The 18,142-nt window shown below is 47.7% G+C and carries 15 protein-coding genes; 7 read left to right on the top strand and 8 right to left on the bottom strand.

The window, feature by feature from the left end; translation table 11 throughout:
* The gene (gene urtB / locus UNDKW_RS11555; protein WP_162058803.1) at positions 1-1,599 is read right to left on the bottom strand and encodes an urea ABC transporter permease subunit UrtB; all 1,599 of its coding nucleotides are present in this window, start codon (positions 1,597-1,599) and stop codon (positions 1-3) included.
* A 99-nt stretch (positions 1,600-1,698) separates the two neighbouring features.
* Positions 1,699-2,952 carry an urea ABC transporter substrate-binding protein gene (urtA, locus tag UNDKW_RS11550; RefSeq protein WP_162058802.1) on the bottom strand — a complete coding sequence of 418 codons (1,254 nt, stop codon included), beginning with the start codon at positions 2,950-2,952 and terminating at the stop codon, positions 1,699-1,701.
* 858 nt (positions 2,953-3,810) lie between these two features.
* On the opposite strand from urtA, the gene UNDKW_RS11545 reads away from it, so the two are divergent.
* From UNDKW_RS11545 to UNDKW_RS11525, 5 genes are all read left to right on the top strand, one after another.
* On the top strand, positions 3,811-5,136 hold the full coding sequence (locus UNDKW_RS11545) for an ATP-binding protein (protein WP_162058801.1): 1,326 nt from the start codon (positions 3,811-3,813) through the stop codon (positions 5,134-5,136).
* A 61-nt stretch (positions 5,137-5,197) separates the two neighbouring features.
* On the top strand, positions 5,198-6,823 hold the full coding sequence (locus tag UNDKW_RS11540; protein ID WP_162058800.1) for an EAL domain-containing protein: 1,626 nt from the start codon (positions 5,198-5,200) through the stop codon (positions 6,821-6,823).
* Between the two features lie 191 nt (positions 6,824-7,014).
* Entirely contained in the window at positions 7,015-7,266 is a 252-nt protein-coding gene (locus UNDKW_RS11535; protein ID WP_162058799.1) for a hypothetical protein, read from the top strand.
* Entirely contained in the window at positions 7,263-8,576 is a 1,314-nt protein-coding gene (locus UNDKW_RS11530) for an HD domain-containing phosphohydrolase (RefSeq protein ID WP_162058798.1), read from the top strand. Before UNDKW_RS11535 ends, UNDKW_RS11530 begins: the two co-directional genes overlap by 4 nt.
* Entirely contained in the window at positions 8,576-9,106 is a 531-nt protein-coding gene (locus tag UNDKW_RS11525) for a response regulator (RefSeq protein WP_162058797.1), read from the top strand. The genes UNDKW_RS11530 and UNDKW_RS11525 overlap by 1 nt, the downstream gene beginning before the upstream one ends.
* 54 nt (positions 9,107-9,160) lie before the next feature.
* Here UNDKW_RS11525 and UNDKW_RS11520 read toward each other — a convergent pair whose 3' ends face one another.
* The 5 genes from UNDKW_RS11520 to UNDKW_RS11500 are packed head-to-tail and all read right to left on the bottom strand — an operon-like array spanning position 9,161 to position 15,675.
* Positions 9,161-10,126 carry a GyrI-like domain-containing protein gene (locus UNDKW_RS11520; RefSeq protein ID WP_370529112.1) on the bottom strand — a complete coding sequence of 322 codons (966 nt, stop codon included), beginning with the start codon at positions 10,124-10,126 and terminating at the stop codon, positions 9,161-9,163.
* A gap of 2 nt (positions 10,127-10,128) precedes the next feature.
* Positions 10,129-10,833 (bottom strand): alpha/beta fold hydrolase, encoded by a 705-nt coding sequence (locus UNDKW_RS11515; protein WP_162058796.1) that lies wholly within the window; start codon positions 10,831-10,833, stop codon positions 10,129-10,131.
* Positions 10,834-10,871: 38 nt separating this feature from the next.
* Entirely contained in the window at positions 10,872-12,434 is a 1,563-nt protein-coding gene (locus UNDKW_RS11510; RefSeq protein ID WP_162058795.1) for an FGGY-family carbohydrate kinase, read from the bottom strand.
* Positions 12,435-12,445: 11 nt separating this feature from the next.
* Positions 12,446-14,068, bottom strand: a complete 1,623-nt coding sequence (locus tag UNDKW_RS11505; RefSeq protein ID WP_162058794.1) for a glycerol-3-phosphate dehydrogenase/oxidase — start codon at positions 14,066-14,068, stop codon at positions 12,446-12,448.
* Positions 14,065-15,675, bottom strand: a complete 1,611-nt coding sequence (locus tag UNDKW_RS11500; protein ID WP_162058793.1) for an FAD-binding oxidoreductase — start codon at positions 15,673-15,675, stop codon at positions 14,065-14,067. Before UNDKW_RS11500 ends, UNDKW_RS11505 begins: the two co-directional genes overlap by 4 nt.
* A gap of 112 nt (positions 15,676-15,787) precedes the next feature.
* Here UNDKW_RS11500 and UNDKW_RS11495 point away from each other — a divergent pair, with 112 nt between their 5' ends.
* A complete protein-coding gene (locus UNDKW_RS11495; RefSeq protein WP_162058792.1) occupies positions 15,788-16,843 on the top strand; it encodes an AraC family transcriptional regulator in 1,056 nt (351 codons plus the stop codon).
* Between the two features lie 200 nt (positions 16,844-17,043).
* Here UNDKW_RS11495 and UNDKW_RS11490 read toward each other — a convergent pair whose 3' ends face one another.
* Positions 17,044-17,364: a helix-turn-helix transcriptional regulator gene (locus UNDKW_RS11490; RefSeq protein ID WP_162058791.1), complete on the bottom strand. Its 321-nt coding sequence runs from the start codon at positions 17,362-17,364 to the stop codon at positions 17,044-17,046.
* Between the two features lie 221 nt (positions 17,365-17,585).
* Here UNDKW_RS11490 and UNDKW_RS11485 point away from each other — a divergent pair, with 221 nt between their 5' ends.
* Complete coding sequence (locus UNDKW_RS11485) at positions 17,586-17,879, top strand: hypothetical protein (protein WP_162058790.1); 294 nt, start codon at positions 17,586-17,588, stop codon at positions 17,877-17,879.
* The last annotated feature ends 263 nt before the right edge of the window (positions 17,880-18,142 follow it).

The raw sequence follows: 18,142 nt of genomic DNA, 5'->3' as shown, positions 1-18,142 counted from the left end.
TCATTCCACACTCCTGCCTTTGAGCGCAAACAAGCCTTGCGGTCTGCGTTGTATGAAAATGATGATAAATACCAGGATGACGATCTTGGCCATGACAGCACCAGCCACCGGCTCCAGGAATTTATTCACTTCGCCCAGGCCAAAAGCCGCAATCACAGTGCCAGCCAACTGCCCTACCCCGCCCAACACCACGACCATGAAGGAATCGACGATATAGTTTTGTCCCAGGTCAGGGCCAACATTACCTAACTGCGACAAGGCCACACCACCCAGACCTGCAATGCCCGAACCAAGACCAAAAGTCAGCATGTCTATCTTGCCGGTTGCGACACCTACGCAATCAGCCATGCGGCGATTCTGTGTCACGGCACGCACGAACAGACCCAGGCGTGTCCTGTTCAGGATCAGCCAGACTACCAGCACGACAAACAGCGCAAAGAAAATAATGATGATGCGGTTATAGGACAGCACCAATGAACCCAGCACCGTGATACCGCCCGACATCCACGAAGGATTGGCAACTTCGACATTTTGCGCGCCAAAAATCGAACGCACCGCCTGCATCAGTATCAGGCTGATACCCCAGGTGCATAACAAAGTTTCCAACGGGCGGCCATATAACCAGCGTATGACCGTTCTTTCCAGCAAAATACCAACGGCGGCAGAAACCAGGAAAGCCGCGGGCAGAGCCAGCAACAAATAAGCATCTACAGCGCCAGGCATGAATTTGCGGAACAACATCTGGCAGACATAGGTAGTGTAAGCGCCTATCATCAGCAATTCGCCATGCGCCATATTGATGATGCCCATCAGGCCAAAGGTGATTGCCAGACCCAGAGCAGCCAGCAATAGCACACTACCCAGCGAGACGCCATAAAACAGATTGCCGACAAATTCCATGCGCGCCAGGCGGCCATCGATAGCATTCAGGGTATTGGCAGCCTCGAGGCGTATGCTGGCGTCGGCTTCGTTGTAACTACCATCGGGATTTTGTGCCAGCATTTTTTGCAGCACAGGTTTTAAATTGGGATTGGGGCTATCCAGCAATGCCTTGATGGCAGCCTTGCGCACTACCGGATCACTGGCCTGCAAATTAGCGGTGGCAATCAGCATTTGCAGACGGGATTTGATTTCGCTATCGTTTTCTTTCAGATAGGCTTTGTTCAGCAAGGGCAATTGTTCTGGCGTTGCTTCTTTTTCCAGCGCAGTTGCAGCGACAAGGCGGGTATTTTTGTCTGCTGAAAATAATCTCAGGCCTGACAGCGCGCTGTCGAGCGCAGCACGCAGTCGGTTATTGATGGTGATTGCCTCGGCATCATCCGGCAGCTTTTGCATTTTCCCTGTGCTAAGGTCTTTTGCCTGTTCACCATCGACCAGGTAAACAGCTACGCCCCTGGCAAACAATTGCTCATTTTTGAGCGCAGTCAATACTTCCACAGCCTCTTCATTGCCCATGGCCGCGATGGAATTGACAGCAGTAATACGCGCGTCAGGATCATCACCTGCCAGCGCCTGCAAGAGCCTGCCATCGATAGCCGCATGCGCTGTCAGACTGAACACGAACAAGACTATGCTCGCGCAGATTTTACGAAATATCATAGGCAACCAGGTCAGGGATGGGAAATCCGGAGCAGCACTCAGGACGTCGTGATAGAAGTCCTGAGTGTCTGCATCACTCTTTAAATATCAGTCCTTGAATTACAGTTTTTGTTTACCTTCATTACCCGGAATGTAAGGGCTCCATGGTTGCGCACGGATAGGTGTCTTGGTTTTATAGACGACGCTGAACTGACCATCAGCCTTGATCTCACCTATCATGACTGGCTTGTGCAGGTGATGATTGGTTTTATCCATCGTCAATTCAAAACCGGAAGGTGCCTTGAAAGTCTGCCCGCCCATGGCAGCAATGACTTTGTCGGTATCTGTAGATTTGGCTTTTTCAACAGCCTGCTTCCACATATACATGCCTACATAAGTCGCTTCCATAGGATCATTGGTCACCACTGTTGCTGCATTAGGCAGTTTTTTGGCGACTGCATAGTCTTTCCATTTTTTGATGAATTCGGTATTCACCGGATTTTTTACAGACTGGAAGTAATTCCAGGCGGCCAGATGCCCCACCAATGGCTTGGTATCTACACCGCGCAATTCTTCTTCACCGACAGAGAATGCGACGACAGGTACATCCGTAGCCTTCAGGCCAGCGTTACCGAGTTCTTTATAGAATGGGACATTGGAGTCACCATTGATGGTGGAGATAACTGCTGTCTTACCACCCGCAGCAAATTTCTTGATATTGGCAACGATGGTCTGGTAATCAGAGTGGCCGAATGGGGTATACACTTCATCGATGTCAGTATCCTTGACTCCCTTACTATGCAAGAAGGCGCGCAGGATTTTGTTGGTGGTGCGTGGATACACATAGTCAGTACCCAGCAAGACAAAACGCTTGGCACCGCCTCCCTCTTTCGACATCAGGTATTCAGTCGCAGGAATAGCTTGCTGGTTAGGTGCGGCACCTGTGTAAAAAACGTTTTTCTCAAGCTCTTCACCTTCATACTGCACCGGGTAAAACAGCAGGCTATTGAGTTCCTTGAAAACGGGCAGGACGGATTTACGTGATACCGAAGTCCAGCAACCAAACACGACGGATACTTTGTCTTGCGATATCAGTTGGCGGGCCTTCTCAGCAAACAGCGGCCAGTTGGAGGCTGGATCAACGATCACCGCTTCCAGCTTTTTACCCATGACACCGCCCTTGGCATTGATTTCATCTATCGTCATCAGGGCCACATCTTTGAGAGATGTCTCCGAGATTGCCATAGTGCCAGACAGGGAATGCAGAATGCCGACCTTGATAGTATCGGCGGCTTGCGCCTGTGTAAGCCAGCCAGAAGCGGCCAGGGTCATTGCGGCGACAGCAGTTGCTTTCAAAACAGTACGACGTGACATGTTTTCTCCTGATAGTGGTGAGGTCATGGAACAAATAAAGCAAGTTTCTCACCACTGTTAGCAGATAACGTGCCAACCAACGAATTACACTAGTTATTGGCTGATAGGCCATTGAGTTGTTCAAAGATATTTAGTAAATTTAGACCAAAAAAATTTGAAACATTTCATTCAGAATTCCGTCCAGAAAGGACATAAATGCAATACTCAGACGCAATGTAGGAATAGCAAAATTGGGACTATCCCTCACCCAAATACCTAGTATCGACAACTGAAACTATGCAAGCAAGATTGCATTTTAGCCACGACGTTAGATCTCGACTGATATTCGCGCAGAAGCATAAGCAACTCACTCATTCATTGGAAATAGCAGTGATTCATTCTTGATTCGACATTTTCGATGGGCGCATATGGTGACCGATCATAATATTTAAGTGCGCAAACAATTTCCGCTCATTAGAAATGCGCGGGAAACTTCATTTTTAAGTGCACAAACGCACCCAAACCGTGCAAAAGCATAATTTTTCAGCGTTTTTGTGTAGCCTTAATGATTGTTAACAAAATTTATTTCCACACGGAAAATTCGACACAGGCTTCTACAAATCTGGAACCTGGAATTCGAGACGAAAAAATAAACTTATAAGCGTTTGATTTTATTGAATATTTTCTTGACCGCTAGGACTTATCGCCATTATGGCGTTTTATACCACTCTGATAAACATTGTTTTTTAGAACGCACAATTACTTTTTTCAGTGCAACATACGCAACTCCAAACTTCGCATTTATCAAACGATTGTTCTACTATTTAGACGTAGGGCAATAGAAATTGATTCCATTAACATTCTTCAGGTGTGGTAATCATGATCAATCAATTTGATGAATTCAGCGCTTCGCCGTCAGCCGAGGCGAGCGACAAGGTTCCCGAGACAGTCAAAGGTGTTTCTGATGTTGCCAGATTGCAATATTTGATCGATAACACGCCTGCCATTATCTACAGTAGTGTCCCTACTGGAGATTTTAAAATGACTTTCGTCAGTAACAACGCACTCAATGTTCTCGGCTATCACCCTGAAGAAATGCTAGCCGATCCAAATTTCTGGTTCAATCACATTCATCCAGCAGATGTACCCCAAATCTTCTCAAGTATTGCAAAACTATTTACTGAAGGTGAGCGCGTTTACGAATACCGTTTCATGAGTCGTGCTGGACAATATGTTTGGATGCATGACATGCTCAGGTTAATTCGCGATGAGGATGGCAATCCGGTGGAAGTGATCGGATCTTTAACCGACATCACAAAACGCAAAGAGATGGAAGAAACCTTGTTCAAAAAAGGGCAAGAGCAACAATTACTCATCAAAAAATTGCAAGAAGCGCACGAGCAATTGTTGCAATCAGAAAAAATGGCCTCCGTTGGCCAGCTCGCGGCTGGAATAGCACACGAGATCAATAACCCTATAGGATTTATCAATTCGAATATTGGGAGCCTGCATAACTACGTAGAGAAATTGCTTGAAGTTATTGGTGGGTATGAAGACTTAATTCCCCAATCTTTAAGCGAGAGCCAGGCACACTGCAAGATGAACGAAATCAGAGAAAGGGCTGATCTTGATTTTTTAAAAGACGATATACAAGATCTTGTACAAGAATCGATGGATGGACTCAAGCGTGTCAAGGATATTGTTCAGTCATTAAAAGATTTCTCCCACGTTGGCGAAACAGATTGGCAGGAGGCAGACATTCATCATGGCATAGACAGTACCTTGAATATAGTCAAGAACGAAATCAAATATAAAGCGAATGTCGTCAAAGAGTATGGACAATTACCACCTGTAAAGTGCATCATTTCACAGGTCAATCAGGTCATTATGAATTTACTGGTTAACGCCTCTCATGCGATTAAAGAGAAAGGGATTATCAAGGTCAGTACAGGTTGCGAAAAAGACCTGATATGGATCAAAGTACTCGATACTGGAAGCGGTATATCACCCGAAAATCTTAATCGCATATTTGAACCATTTTTTACTACCAAGCCAATAGGAAGTGGTACAGGCTTGGGCCTTTCACTCTCATACGGAATCATAAAAAAACATGGGGGTAAGATTGATGTCAATAGTGTTCCAGGAAAAGGCACATGCTTCACGGTGTGGCTCCCTTTGCGTCAGGAAAATAATATGGCGCATTAACCGCTTCAATGCCTGACGCAGTGCTATAAGGCAGCGTAAGCACAGAGTGAGATCAAATCAAATGGATACGGCAACAGTCAACCAGATTGATATCGCGAACGAACTGCAATTAGCTATCAACACGAATCAATTACAACTGCACTATCAGCCAAAGGCTGATTTGCAAACCGGCTTACTTGTAGGAATGGAAGCGTTACTTCGCTGGAATCATGCCAAATGGGGTGCAGTTTCTCCTTCCTTATTCATCCCTGTGGCGGAAAAGAATGAACTTATCATTCAACTGGGTGACTGGGTAATTAGACAAGCATGTCTGGACATTATTAGCTGGTCCGAAGCCAATCTCGTTACACCATGCGTAGCAATCAATATCTCCCCTATACAGTTGCAGGACCCTGACTTTATTGGTCGAATGTCCTCTATTTTACAAACCATGCAGGTAAGACCTGAACAAATTTCGATCGAGATTACAGAAGGAATACTGATTGATCACGACTCTGGCATGAAACAGCTACTAGATAATTTTAAACAGCAAGGTTATAGACTTTCACTCGATGACTTTGGCACAGGATATTCGGCACTCAGCTATCTGAAACATTTTCCATTTGACTTTGTAAAGATAGATCAATCCTTCGTTCGCGATTTGCCAGATAACTCTGACGACATTTCAATTTCCAAAGCCATTATCGCAATGGCGCATAGTATGGGATTAAAAGTAATAGCGGAAGGCGTTGAGACCGAGGCCCAATGTAAGTTTCTGAGTGAAAATATGTGCGACCAGATACAAGGCTACTTTTTTTCTCCACCTCTCTCCTTTACGCAGATGACAGCCTTACTGAACAATTGTCCCGCACTGGAGAAACATTTATTGCGCATTGCAAGGCCAGATCGCACCTTACTGCTTGTCGACGATGAGCCAAATATACTGAGCTCGTTGAAGCGACTTTTACGCCGTGATGGATATCAAATACTGACGGCGGGAAGCGGAAGCGAAGGACTAGAAATTCTGAAAAATATTGCTGTCGACGTTATTATCTCTGATCAGCGCATGCCCTCGATGACCGGTGTCGAGTTTTTGCGTAATGCGAAAGAACTCTATCCCAATACTATCCGCATGGTTTTATCTGGATATACCGAATTGCAATACATCACGGATGCCATTAATGAGGGTGCCATCTACAAATTTTTAACGAAGCCTTGGGATGACGAATTAATACGCGCCCATATTGCAGAAGCTTTTCAGTACAAAGAAATGGCTGATGAAAATCAGTCTCTTAATCTGCAAATAAAGACAAAGAATCAGGAACTGATTGCCGCCAATCGTCGGTTATCTGAGATTGTCAGGCAAAAACAAAGGCAGATCACAATAAATGAAATGAGCTTAAGCATTGTTCGTGAGGTGTTGCAATATGTGCCATTCCCAATTATTGCAGTAGATGATGAAAATATGGTGGTCTTCCTCAACAACACTGCCGAAGAGGTTCTACCTGAATCAAAAATTGAATTAGGCTGCCAAATTGAACACCTGATTCCAGGAGTGGACAGCGGAATCAAGGAGCACACAGAAGGCTTGTGGTTCCCTGTTTATGTATACCAAAAATCATTTAAGGCCCAATGGAAGAATATGGGGAGGAGAAGTCAACCAAGTGGGAAGATCGTCATGTTAATTGACGACAGAAAATGTCATTGACTCCAAAAAGAAGAGATCAATTACCAAGACTTTGCCCCCAACGATTGAGAATAGGCATCGACGGTTACGTAACTTTGAAGCACATATAACATATTGGCAGAATTAGAGGCTGTTGCAATAGAAGAAAAAACTCTCCTTTTTGAGAGATGTTGCGTCTACGGATTCACACTATTCAGGGAAAATAACACATCATGTCAAACATTAGAATTGATGAAGTCGAGATTCCTAAAGTAGATAAAAATCGCATTTTTTATCCGTTTTCTGCTATTAAAACGAAAGATAGAGATGCCGGGGAGGGTCGTTCACTTTCCTCTGGGATACTTCAAAAGCAGGCCGAGGAACTCATTTTCAAACGCGAAACTGGATCATTTCAACTAGGCCGAACCCCGCACCTCTTCAGGTATGTCAACAGTAAAGTCATATTGCAAGGAGGCATACAATGAGCGATGGCATATGCTCTGACGCACCGTCGGTTCTTCTCTTTGTCGATGATGAGCCAAATATTCTTTCTGCACTACGTCGCTTGTTCAGACCCTACCCTTATAAAATACTATTGGCCAATAGCGGTCAAGAAGCCTTAGACTTACTTGAAAAGGAAGCAGTAGATCTGGCTATTTCCGATATGCGTATGCCAGTCATGGATGGTGCAGTATTTTTGGCACACGTAAGAGCGCGTTGGCCAGACACTATACGATTGTTACTAACTGGTTATGCTGACATGCAGTCCACCATAGATGCCATCAACAGAGGAGAAATCTTTCGTTATATAACAAAACCTTGGAACGATAATGATATTGTTCTAGTAGTTAAACAAGCGCTGGAGCGCAAGGCATTAGAAGCAGAGAAAAAAAGGCTAGAAGCACTAACTCTGCGCCAAAACGAAGAACTTAAATCCCTTAATGCCAGTCTGGAAATCAAGGTAGATGAGCGAACCATAGATCTTAGGAAGGCTCATGCGTCGCTTTTAAGCGTCAACGACAAATTGAAGACCAACTTTCTCACGTCTATCAAAGTTTTTTCTAATGTTATAGAAATGCGCGGTGGCAAACTTGTTGGACACTCGAGGCGGGTAGCCGATTTATCAAGAAAAATTGCAAAAAAACTCAACCTTGATTCTAAGGAGACTCAAGAAATTTTTGTCGCATCCCTATTAGCGGATATTGGCAAGATCGGTTTTTCAGATGAGTTATTGGCAACCCCTGTCAGTCAAATGAATGGTGAGCAGCTAGGACAATTTCATAAACATACCCTACGTGCAGAGCAATTATTGATGCCACTCCAAGACTTGCAAGGTAGTTCAAAGATTATACGTGCGCAGCATGAACGATTTGATGGCAGAGGCTTTCCTGACGGCCTGGAAGGAGAAAATATCCCAATAGGCGCACGTATTTTGTCGCTATCAAGCGATTATGACAATCTACAGAATGGCAGCTTGCTTCAAAAAAGAATGCACGCGGAAGATGCGCAGGCATTAATTATTCGCGGTGCCGGAAATCGTTATGATGAAAAAGTTGTTGCAGCTTTCAAGCAAATTATTAGCAACAAGACTGACGAGATTGACGATCAAGAAATATCAACAGCGCAAATACAGCCAGGAATGATACTTTCTGCTGATGTGATTTCCAAAGAAGGTATGCTGCTTCTGCCTACCGATTACGTACTGGACCAGCACGTCATCGACAAATTGCGATTGTTCGAGCACCCCGCAGGCTCCAAACTAGTCATACGTGTACACAGCAACAGGAGAAAATAATGTACAGGATATTATTGCTCGATGACGAACCAAATGTTCTGCTGGCACTGCAAAGGAGCCTGAAAAGCGTCGCAAAAGAGATGGAAATGACAATGGAATTGCTTAATTCTCCTCAGGAAGCGATCAATCGCCTGAGTAATACAGCTTTCGACTTTATCATCTCTGACTACCATATGCCTGGCATGAACGGCATACAGTTCTTGTCCATTGCCAAGGAAATGCAGCCCCATGCAATACGCCTGATGCTGAGCGCATCTGCCGAATTCAAGACCATACTGGGTGCCATCAATGATGCCGAGGTGTTTCGCTACATCGCTAAACCCTGGAACCAGGAAGAATTGCTGGAAACCATACAACTGGCAGCAGCGCGTCGTCAGCAAATCATGGAAGACCAAAAACTGGCAGATGAATTGCGCCTGCAACGTGGCATGATAACGCCACAGGAACATGAGATGAAACGGCTGGAAGAAACCGAGCCAGGGATCACCAAAGTGAAATGGGGCCCCGATGGCTCGGTATTGCTTGATTAACTCAAGCTGAATCAGTCATCACAAGTGAGTATGTCACTTTTATTGCAGGATTTTTTATAGCGCCTTGACAGGTATGCATAACAGACAAGAAAATATTCCTGTCTGAGGATCCAAAGCAGAATTTGCCGAAAACTGCTCAAAACAGGGCCTGTCATCACATTGCATGCCGCTGGCTGGCAAGTATTCGCGCATCAACTCCATCCATGCATCATTCACAGCCGTCACTGGCCCATTGAATTGGGCAACAGCATAAGCACCGCCTGGCAATGTTTTGACATTTGCATGAGCACCTGGCGCGAAGCCCTCAGTGATAGTGACGCATGCATCATAACGACATTTGTCCGCAACCGTGACGCTGGGATCGTCATACCCTATTCCATAACAGACTTGATCTTGTAAGCCATGGACTTGCATCCATGGCGTAACTTTACTGCGCCAGAACTCAGTAACGCCTGGGCCATACGGGCCTATATAACGTTGGTAAGCAACGCGTACTGCCGGCAATTGAACAATATTTACTTCCATAAGATACTTTCGACGTGGCTGATAAGAGCCACTATCTTCGCAAATACCGTTCACGTTTACCTGATCAGAATTGCTGAGTACCTGACTCAGATTGCTGTCATGTCTTGCACGGTTTTCATAACCTGCCCGCACCTGAGCCAATCTGCGCTCATCGCTACCAGCCCGCCATTGGCTTGGGGTGCAGTCAAACCGGAGCTTGAATGCGCGGGCAAACGCTTCGCCAGAAGCGAAACCGCATGCGAGCGCAATGTCCAGTACCGATGCTTGTCGATCGCAGGATAAACGCCAGGCTGCGGTTTCCAGACGTCGCCGCCGCGCATAATCTCCCAGTGTTTCACCCATCCAGGCAGCAAATATACGATGAAAATGAAAACGTGAAAAATGTGCCACTTCAGCCAATTTATCCAATTCCAACGACGTATCCAAATGCTGGTCTACATAGTCAAGAACACGGTTCAGGCGCCTGGCATATTCAACTTTATCATAATTACTCAACACTAACTCTCCCTATCAACTTCGACTTTCGACATCAACTGCTGAACATCTTTGGCAACTGCATCCGCTTTCGTCTGCAATAAAAAATGAGGTGCATCGTATCGGCATATTTCCATTTCATGCAATTGCGTTTTGATATCTGCATGGGCAGAGACTGGTATCAGTCTGTCCCTGTTGGCTTGTAGATAGAGTACAGGCACTTTGATGCCCTGGAGTTTTTCTCTGACATCGCAACTCAACACCGAATGCAAACGGGCCTTTAAACTGGCGGGCCTGACACCTGCCAAAGCATCTGCCAACTGCATGCACAATTCTTTGCTGGAAAATCGCCCCAGTAACATATGGCTGAGGACCCGCAACGGTGCCAGTCTGGTCGGTAAATAAGGCAGCACAAATCTGAAACCTGCCATCCAGGGATAAGGATTACATGCAAAAGTCACACAAAGTATCAAGGCCTTCAGCCGCACTGGCTTTGTGGCAGCGATGGAAATGGCAATCGGGCCTGAGAACGATTCGCCCAGCAAAATATAATCTTCATCCTGCGGTAGTTGCGTCTGAACCAAGATCTCCAGTTCTGCGTAGCCCAGCGCTTGATCTGGCGGATATGTCAATACCAGTAGTTTACATCTACCATTCAATGCCTTATGCAAAGGCTCATAGAGTGTGCCTGTACCATCCATGCCAGGCAAGAGTACTATTGTCGTCATGCGAATAATGATAGCAGGCCGAGCACTATCAAGTTACGTCAATGCATTTTCGGATATCCGGTGATTTGCTGTATCTCTTTATACAAAGGCTGCAAACGGGCATACATCTTTTGATAAACCCGGTGATACAGCTCATTGTAGATCTGGTGATGATGGGCGATAGGTTCAAAGGTTTTGCCTATGCGCGTCATCTCCTTGATCGCGACGTCAAAACTGGGATGCAGGCCCAAGCCTACCGCTACATCGATAGCAGCACCCAAACCTGAGGTTTCATAGATATGCGGGCGCGATGTCGGCAAGGCAAAGATATCTGCCGTCAATTGCATGGCAGCGTCGCTCTGAGAGCCGCCGCCTGAGATTCGCAATTCAGTGATCGCCACACCGCTACGCTTTTCTATACGCTCTTTGCCTTCTCGCAAGGCATAAGCCAGTCCCTCAAGGATAGCGCGGTACATGTGTGCACGAGTATGCACATCGCCAAACCCGATGATGGCGCCCTTGGCTTCTGCACCCGGCACTTTGATACCGGGCGTCCAGTAGGGTTGCAGCATCAGTCCCATGGAACCCGGCGGCACAGCATTCACCAGCTCATCAAATAAGGCCTCTGGCAAAACGCCCTGCTCTGCCGCTTGCAGTTTTTCATGATGACCAAATTGTTCCTTGAACCAGTTCACCATCCAGTAACCACGGAATATCTGCACCTCGGTACTGTAAGAACCGGGGATTGCTGCTGGATAAGGTGGTATGAATGGTGTCACTTCCAGGTATTTCTTGCTGGTGGTATTGATGGTCGCAGTCGTGCCATAACTGAGGCAGCCGATATTAGGTTGCTGGCAGCCAGCTCCTATCACTTCACATGCCTTGTCCGCCGCTGCAGCCAGTAAAGGTGTGCCAGCCAGTATGCCGGTTGCTGCCTCAGCCGCGTGGTTGATGTGTCCCATGACTGTACCGGGTGGCACCAGCTCAGGCAAGCTTTCGGCCTTTACCGCCAATGCTTGCCATTTCCAGTCCAATTTCCCAGCCCATTTCAAGCCTTTATAATCAAATGGCAAATAACCGACTTGCGAACCTATGGAATCAATGAAATTGCCGCACAGGCGATAATTCAGGTAACCGGACAACATCAGGTATTTATCCGTCTTGTCCCAGATGTCTGGTTGATGCGCCTTGATCCAGTTGGCTTCGGCCTCACCGCGAAAGAAATTAATAGTGCTGGCAACGCCCGCCAGCTTGAAGGCCGTCATCCACAAGGGGTTAACCGGTGGGACTATGTCGGTACGCCTTTGATCCAACCAGGTAATCGCGGGTCGCAAAGGCTGGCCTTGCTTGTCCAGGTTGATCATGGTGCCGCGCTGGGTGGTCACGGCAACACCTTGTACCGTCGATGGAGAAATGCCATGTTCATTCCACAGACGCTGGCAGGCTGTACATACTGCCTGCCAATAATCTTCAGGATGATGTTCTGCCCAGCCAGGTTGATCTGAAAAATAAGCTTCGAGATGCACCTGGGATTTGGCGACAATATTGCCCCGCAAATCAAACAGGATAGCCCTGACGCTTTGGGTGCCGTTGTCTATGGAAAGAATATATTGCTTGGACATGATTTTTTATTTTATATAGACTGCCGCAGATTTCGCCATTCAGGGATACTACTCTTGTCTGGCAAAGCATAATACTTGTTCCACAGTTGCAGATAGGCAGACTGTTCATTTTCCCATCGCTCGTCATTCCACTTTAGTTCAGGCTGACAAATTGCCCTGATGCGCGGCAACAATGCCAGGCCACCCTGGCGTACCAATAAACCCAGCCTAGTTCTGCGCAACATCAGGTCTTGCAAGTGCTCTACCGCTTCATGCCGCGCTGCCCAGCGCAATTCCACCCACATGGTCAGTGTCCCTGGTATGAAATCCAGTTCACCATCTTGAGCAATTTGTACAATCTCAGCAGCGGATTGACCATAATGGCCTTGCAACCGTGATTTTTGTGTATGGTTTAATTGTTTTTCATTAGCTAAATCTGATGGGCGGGCAAATAAATTGCTCACCTTTTGATCAGACTGATGGCCAGGAAATAAATGAGCAATGTGCTTTAGCGCATCTTGCGCAATCAGCCTGAAAGTCGTCAACTTGCCGCCTGTGACTGTCAATAAGCCTTTTTCCAGCCAGATGGCATGATCACGCCCTTCCTTCGATGGGTCGGCCTTGCCGGTATCAATCACAGGTCGGATACCTGCATAGCTGGCGATAATGTCATCCAGCTTCAGTTGCAATTGCGGGAACTGGAAGTCCATCGCTTCCATCAAATAAGCGACTTCATGTGCGGTGATGGCAGTTTCTTGCTGCACATCATCGCTGTGATCCACATCTGTCGTCCCCACCAGGCTGACACCTTCCCAGGGATAAACAAAGACTGGCCGGCCATCACGCGGGTGCATCAAACTTACTGCCTGCGCCACCGGCAAGCGCCAGGCAGGTATTAGCAAATGGCTGCCGCGCAGAGGGCGCAATCTTGCACTTGCCCCTTGCTGCTGACGCAGGTCGTCAGCCCAAGCGCCAGTTGCATTGATGGTGACTTTGGCGTTGATCTGGTATTCCTGCATGCTCAATGCATCTTGCAAAACCACGCCAGTGGCATGCCCGTTGTCATACATGACACTTTTTACTGCAAGATAGTTCAAGGCGATAGCTCCGGCAGCACGCGCCTCCTGCAAGACCCTGAGCACCAGACGGGCATCATCAGTCTTGGCATCCAGATAGCAAGAGCCGCCTTTTAAATCAGCCGCAGGTATATGCGGTGCCAGCATCTGGAAGTCTTGCGCCGAGAAATAATGTTTGCCACGCAAACCAGCCAGAAAATCATAGATGACCAAACCGAGCGCAAACATCCAGCGCCCAGGCTTCCGTCCCTGATAGTCAGCAAATGCAAAACTCTGTGGCTCAACCAGACCTGCCGCAGCTTGCATCAGTCCCTGCCTTTCACGTACAGAATCCCGTGTCAGGAAGAACTTGCCTTCTTTAATGTAGCGCAAACCACCATGCACCAGTTTGGAGGAGCGGCTGGATGTACCCCAGGCGAAGTCTTTTTGCTCGACCAGCAAAACCCTTAAGCCGCGTCGTGCAGCTTCCAGCAATATACCTGCACCAGTAATCCCACCACCAATGACGATGATGTCCCAGTCTTGCTCTTGGTTGGCAATCGTCCTGAGTAAGTCGGCACGTGATTTGGCTATTTTCATTGCTTTACGTCTTCTGCAGGCAATAACTTGCCAGGATTCATGATGCCCTGCGGGTCGAAGTGTTTGAACAGATGACGCAGCCCAGATATTCCCAGACTGCCTTTTTCAGCTTCCAGATAAGGAGCATGGTCACTGCCCACGCCATGCTGGTGGCTTATGGTGCCGCCATTGTCAACGATAGCGGCAGAGACTGCAGATTTAAGCCTGCGCCAGCGCGCAAGGTCTTGTTCATAATCGCCAGTCAGGCGATACACAAAAGTCGAGTACACGCTGGCACCCTGAGCATATAAATGGGACAAATGCGTATAAGCATGCACTTGTTCATTTTCTGTTGCCATGGCATCACGACCCGCCTGCTCCATGCTCAGCATCATAGTTTTCACTTTGGGCCAGTCGCAGGCTGTCTCTACGGTATCTATCGCATAACCCTGCTGCCAGGCGCTATTACGCAGATACACATTCCTGAAACGCCCCTGCTTCCATTTTTTACCCATGGTTTTACCTACATGCACGCCTTGATGCTGGCTTGTCATCTTCAATGCAGATTTGATGGCATGGCGCACCTGAGATTTTTCGCCGCTAGCACCGATGAGCAAAACGCATTTACCCTCATCACAGCCACGCAGGCGCAAATAAGATTCCAGCAAGCCTATCAACTTCTTGTGGCCTGCCAGTGTCAGGCTGGTCAGGGTTTCAGTGGCATTTGACAGCCGCAACATCGATAAACCGAGCTTGCCCTGGGCGATAGTCCTCACAGCAGTTTGTGCTGTATCCCAGTCAGGAAAGAACACCGCGTGAAATTCTTCACATGCAGGTAAAGGCGTAATGCGTACGGTCACTTCCGTCAATATGCCCATGCGCCCTTCTGATCCCATCAACATTTCCCGCAAATCCAGCCCGGCAGCGGATGCAGGAAAGGTCTGGATATCCAGCCTCCCCGCAGGGGTCTCCACCCTGGCACCTGCCAGTAATTGTTCTATACGCCCATAGCGTAACGACTGCTGACCAGATGAACGGGTAACCACCCAGCCGCCCAGCGTTGAATATTCAAAAGACTGCGGAAAATGCCCCAGCGTATAGCCATGGGCACGCAATTGCGCTTCCAGATCAGGACCAAAGACACCTGCACCAAAGGTCGCCAGTTGCGCTTCCTTGTCCAGATTCAGCAATTGCGACATGCGTGACATATCGACAGACAAGACCGGCTGCATATTCTCTGTGATGGCCAGATGCCCAACCACGCTGGTGCCGCCGCCATAAGGTATCAAGGCGATGTTGTGTAATATGGCGTAATCCAGCAAGCTGCGCACATCCGCAGCACTTTCTGGGTAAGCCACACCATCAGGGAAATGGCTGATCTTGCCAAAGCGCATTTTGAGCCAGTCTGGCAGGCTTTGTCCCAGAGTATGCCTGACACGCCCAAGCGCGTCTGTATCTGTCAGTGGATGTGGTGGCAAACGGCTTTCTGGCACTTGCTGGCATACCTGATCCAGTTCTGCATCTGTCTGCGGCACGCCATGCCCTATGCGTGCCTGCAAAAAACTCAGGGCATCTGCATTGATCGCATAATGAATACTGTCATCCCCCCAACCATTCCAACGTCGCATTTTTTCTATCCCTGAATTAAGCCCGAGCTTGGTATACTCAATAATTAACTTGTAGCTTAATCAAGTGTCACCTTCAGGTATTGCGCTTTCATGACAGGGTTCTTGTTTTAATATGCCAAATTCACATACAGGAGCAATCGCTGGCCACCATACCAATGGACGGGTTGCTGCTGCCTACCTGCAACCTTTGCTTGAACTGGTGAACGAACGTAGTTTGAATTTGCGAACACTGGCGACCATGGCTGGCATGGCTGAAGATGCCCTGAGCAGATGGCAGGAAAGCATAGCTGCTGCAGACTATATACGCCTGCTTGATGCTGGCGCAGAACTGAGCATAGATCCGCACTTTGGCTTGCATGTAGGCGAGAGGGTCAAGCTTGGCACCTACAATGTGTATGGCATGATACTGATGAGCTGCAAGGACTTTGAACAAGCCTTCCAGCAAACCATGCGCTATGAAGGTCTGGCGCATGACCTTGGCCGCTCGGCACTGGTCGTCGATGATGCGATGACCGAATATCAGTGGCATAGCCACTATCCGCAGGCCAGCAGGCACCTGGTAGAAAGTGTATTTGCCGGCATACGCGTGTTTGGCAACTGGTTCGCCGGCACTATACTGCCTGATGCACCGGTGTATTTCAGGCATGCGGCTCCAGATGATTTGAGCGAGCATCATCGTCTGTTTGGCCAGGAAGTACACTTTGAGGCCATCATCAATTGCGCACGTTTTCCCACAGCCCTGCTTGGCTGGCCTGTGCCCAATGCCGATGTCAGCATGTACCCGGTCTTGCAACATCATGCCGAACTATTGCTCAAACAAAAACAGCAGGCACAGCAGGATGGTGGCATCGTTGCCCAGGTCAGGGCAGCTATCAGCAATAATCTCGCACAAGACCAGGCCAGATTGCCGCTGATCGCGCAAGAACTATTGCTGAGCCAGCGCACGCTACAGCGTAAATTGAGCGAAGCAGGCATCAGCTTCCAGCAAATTCTGGATCGAACCCGGAAAGACATGGCCATCGATTATTTGCAGCAAACAGGTTTCAGCCTGGCTGATATCGCCTTCCTGCTGGGCTACCAGGAGCAAAGCGCCTTCAATCATGCCTTCAAGGAATGGACGGGAGTGAGCCCAGGCGCGTACAGAGAAAAACACCAGCGCCGGAAATAAATCTGGAGTAAGCTGAAAATAAAAAAACGGAAGCCGCTTACACGACTCCCGCATTTTTTGAATTCTGGACGGTGGCTTGTCTGCTTGAACGCAAACCAAGCGCACCTCACTACCGTCATACATATCGGTTGTATGTACAGCAGCTGGACATACTATAGCGCAAAATTATGACGGCTGCATGAATCGTCTTTTGTGCTACATCAAACCCCTGCACTTTTATTTTCAGCGCTGACACCTGAGTCTTTATCCTGCGCAGCCGCATCAGCAGAAGCCTCAATGGTGGCGAGTTTTTCAAATCGGAACAAGTCTTGTACCGAGCAATTAAAAAGCTCGGCAAAAGCTTCAATGAACTCCACTTTCCAGTGTTCTGCCTTGTTATCGACGATACGTAATAATTGGGAATGCGAGACGGTCACCCGCCTTGCTATCAGCAGGCGGTGCAAGGCAGAAACCGAACGAATCTTGTGCTCAACCATCAACTCACGGATTCTGAGCTCGGCTTTTATTTTGTGTCCGGACATGGGGAAAAGAGTATTGTTACTGGGTTTGTCATAAGCGTGATTGAACCTCAATCAACGGCTGCGATGATACAGGATATAGGCAATTTTTGCGGTCACCGCATAAAAACAACATGAAACATTCAATTTTCTCCACGCCATGCTGGATTTTTTCCAAAAGCTGTGGCAAGATCAATTCATCGAATTCAGCAAGACTTGTTAAACATTTTTTTTAGGAACGATACGTGAAATCTACCTGGCTCCCACAACTGCAACAAGACATGTGCTTAACCGCACAAGGCTTGCTGTCAGCATTGTCGGCCAAGGCAGTGGCGGGACTGAATTATCGTGATGCACGAACAACTCTGGCGGCGTCTGGCACTACGTCCAAACGCGATGATAGCAACAGCATTATTCGCACCATCGCCAAACATGTGAGTACCCACAGCGAGCAGTTCAAGTCAGTTAATTTTACGTTTAACCCTAACCCGTATCACCGCATCCGAAGGCCAGCCCTTCAGGTAGCAGGAGCAAATTAAAACCCGCTCTGCCCTACTTAAAGCTGAAAAGCCCGGATGCCCTTAAAAGCTCCGGGCTTTTTGTTTAATCATCTGCTGTTTTTATCAAAAAAACACAGACCCAGCAGTAAAACCCGCGCAAGCGGTCGTGGCCAGTAGTTAGCAGTCTGGCCACGGAAACACCGGTACTGATCACAGGCCCGCAAGTAACAATATTCATTTAATCAAGCTTTTCCTTGCTTACCTGAATCGCAAGGACAAGCCCGGGCTTAAAGGGAAAACCC

Origin of the sequence: Undibacterium sp. KW1, from assembly GCF_009937955.1 — a bacterium.
GTDB lineage: Bacteria > Pseudomonadota > Gammaproteobacteria > Burkholderiales > Burkholderiaceae_D > Undibacterium.
This window is presented reverse-complemented; position numbering and strand designations above follow the sequence as displayed.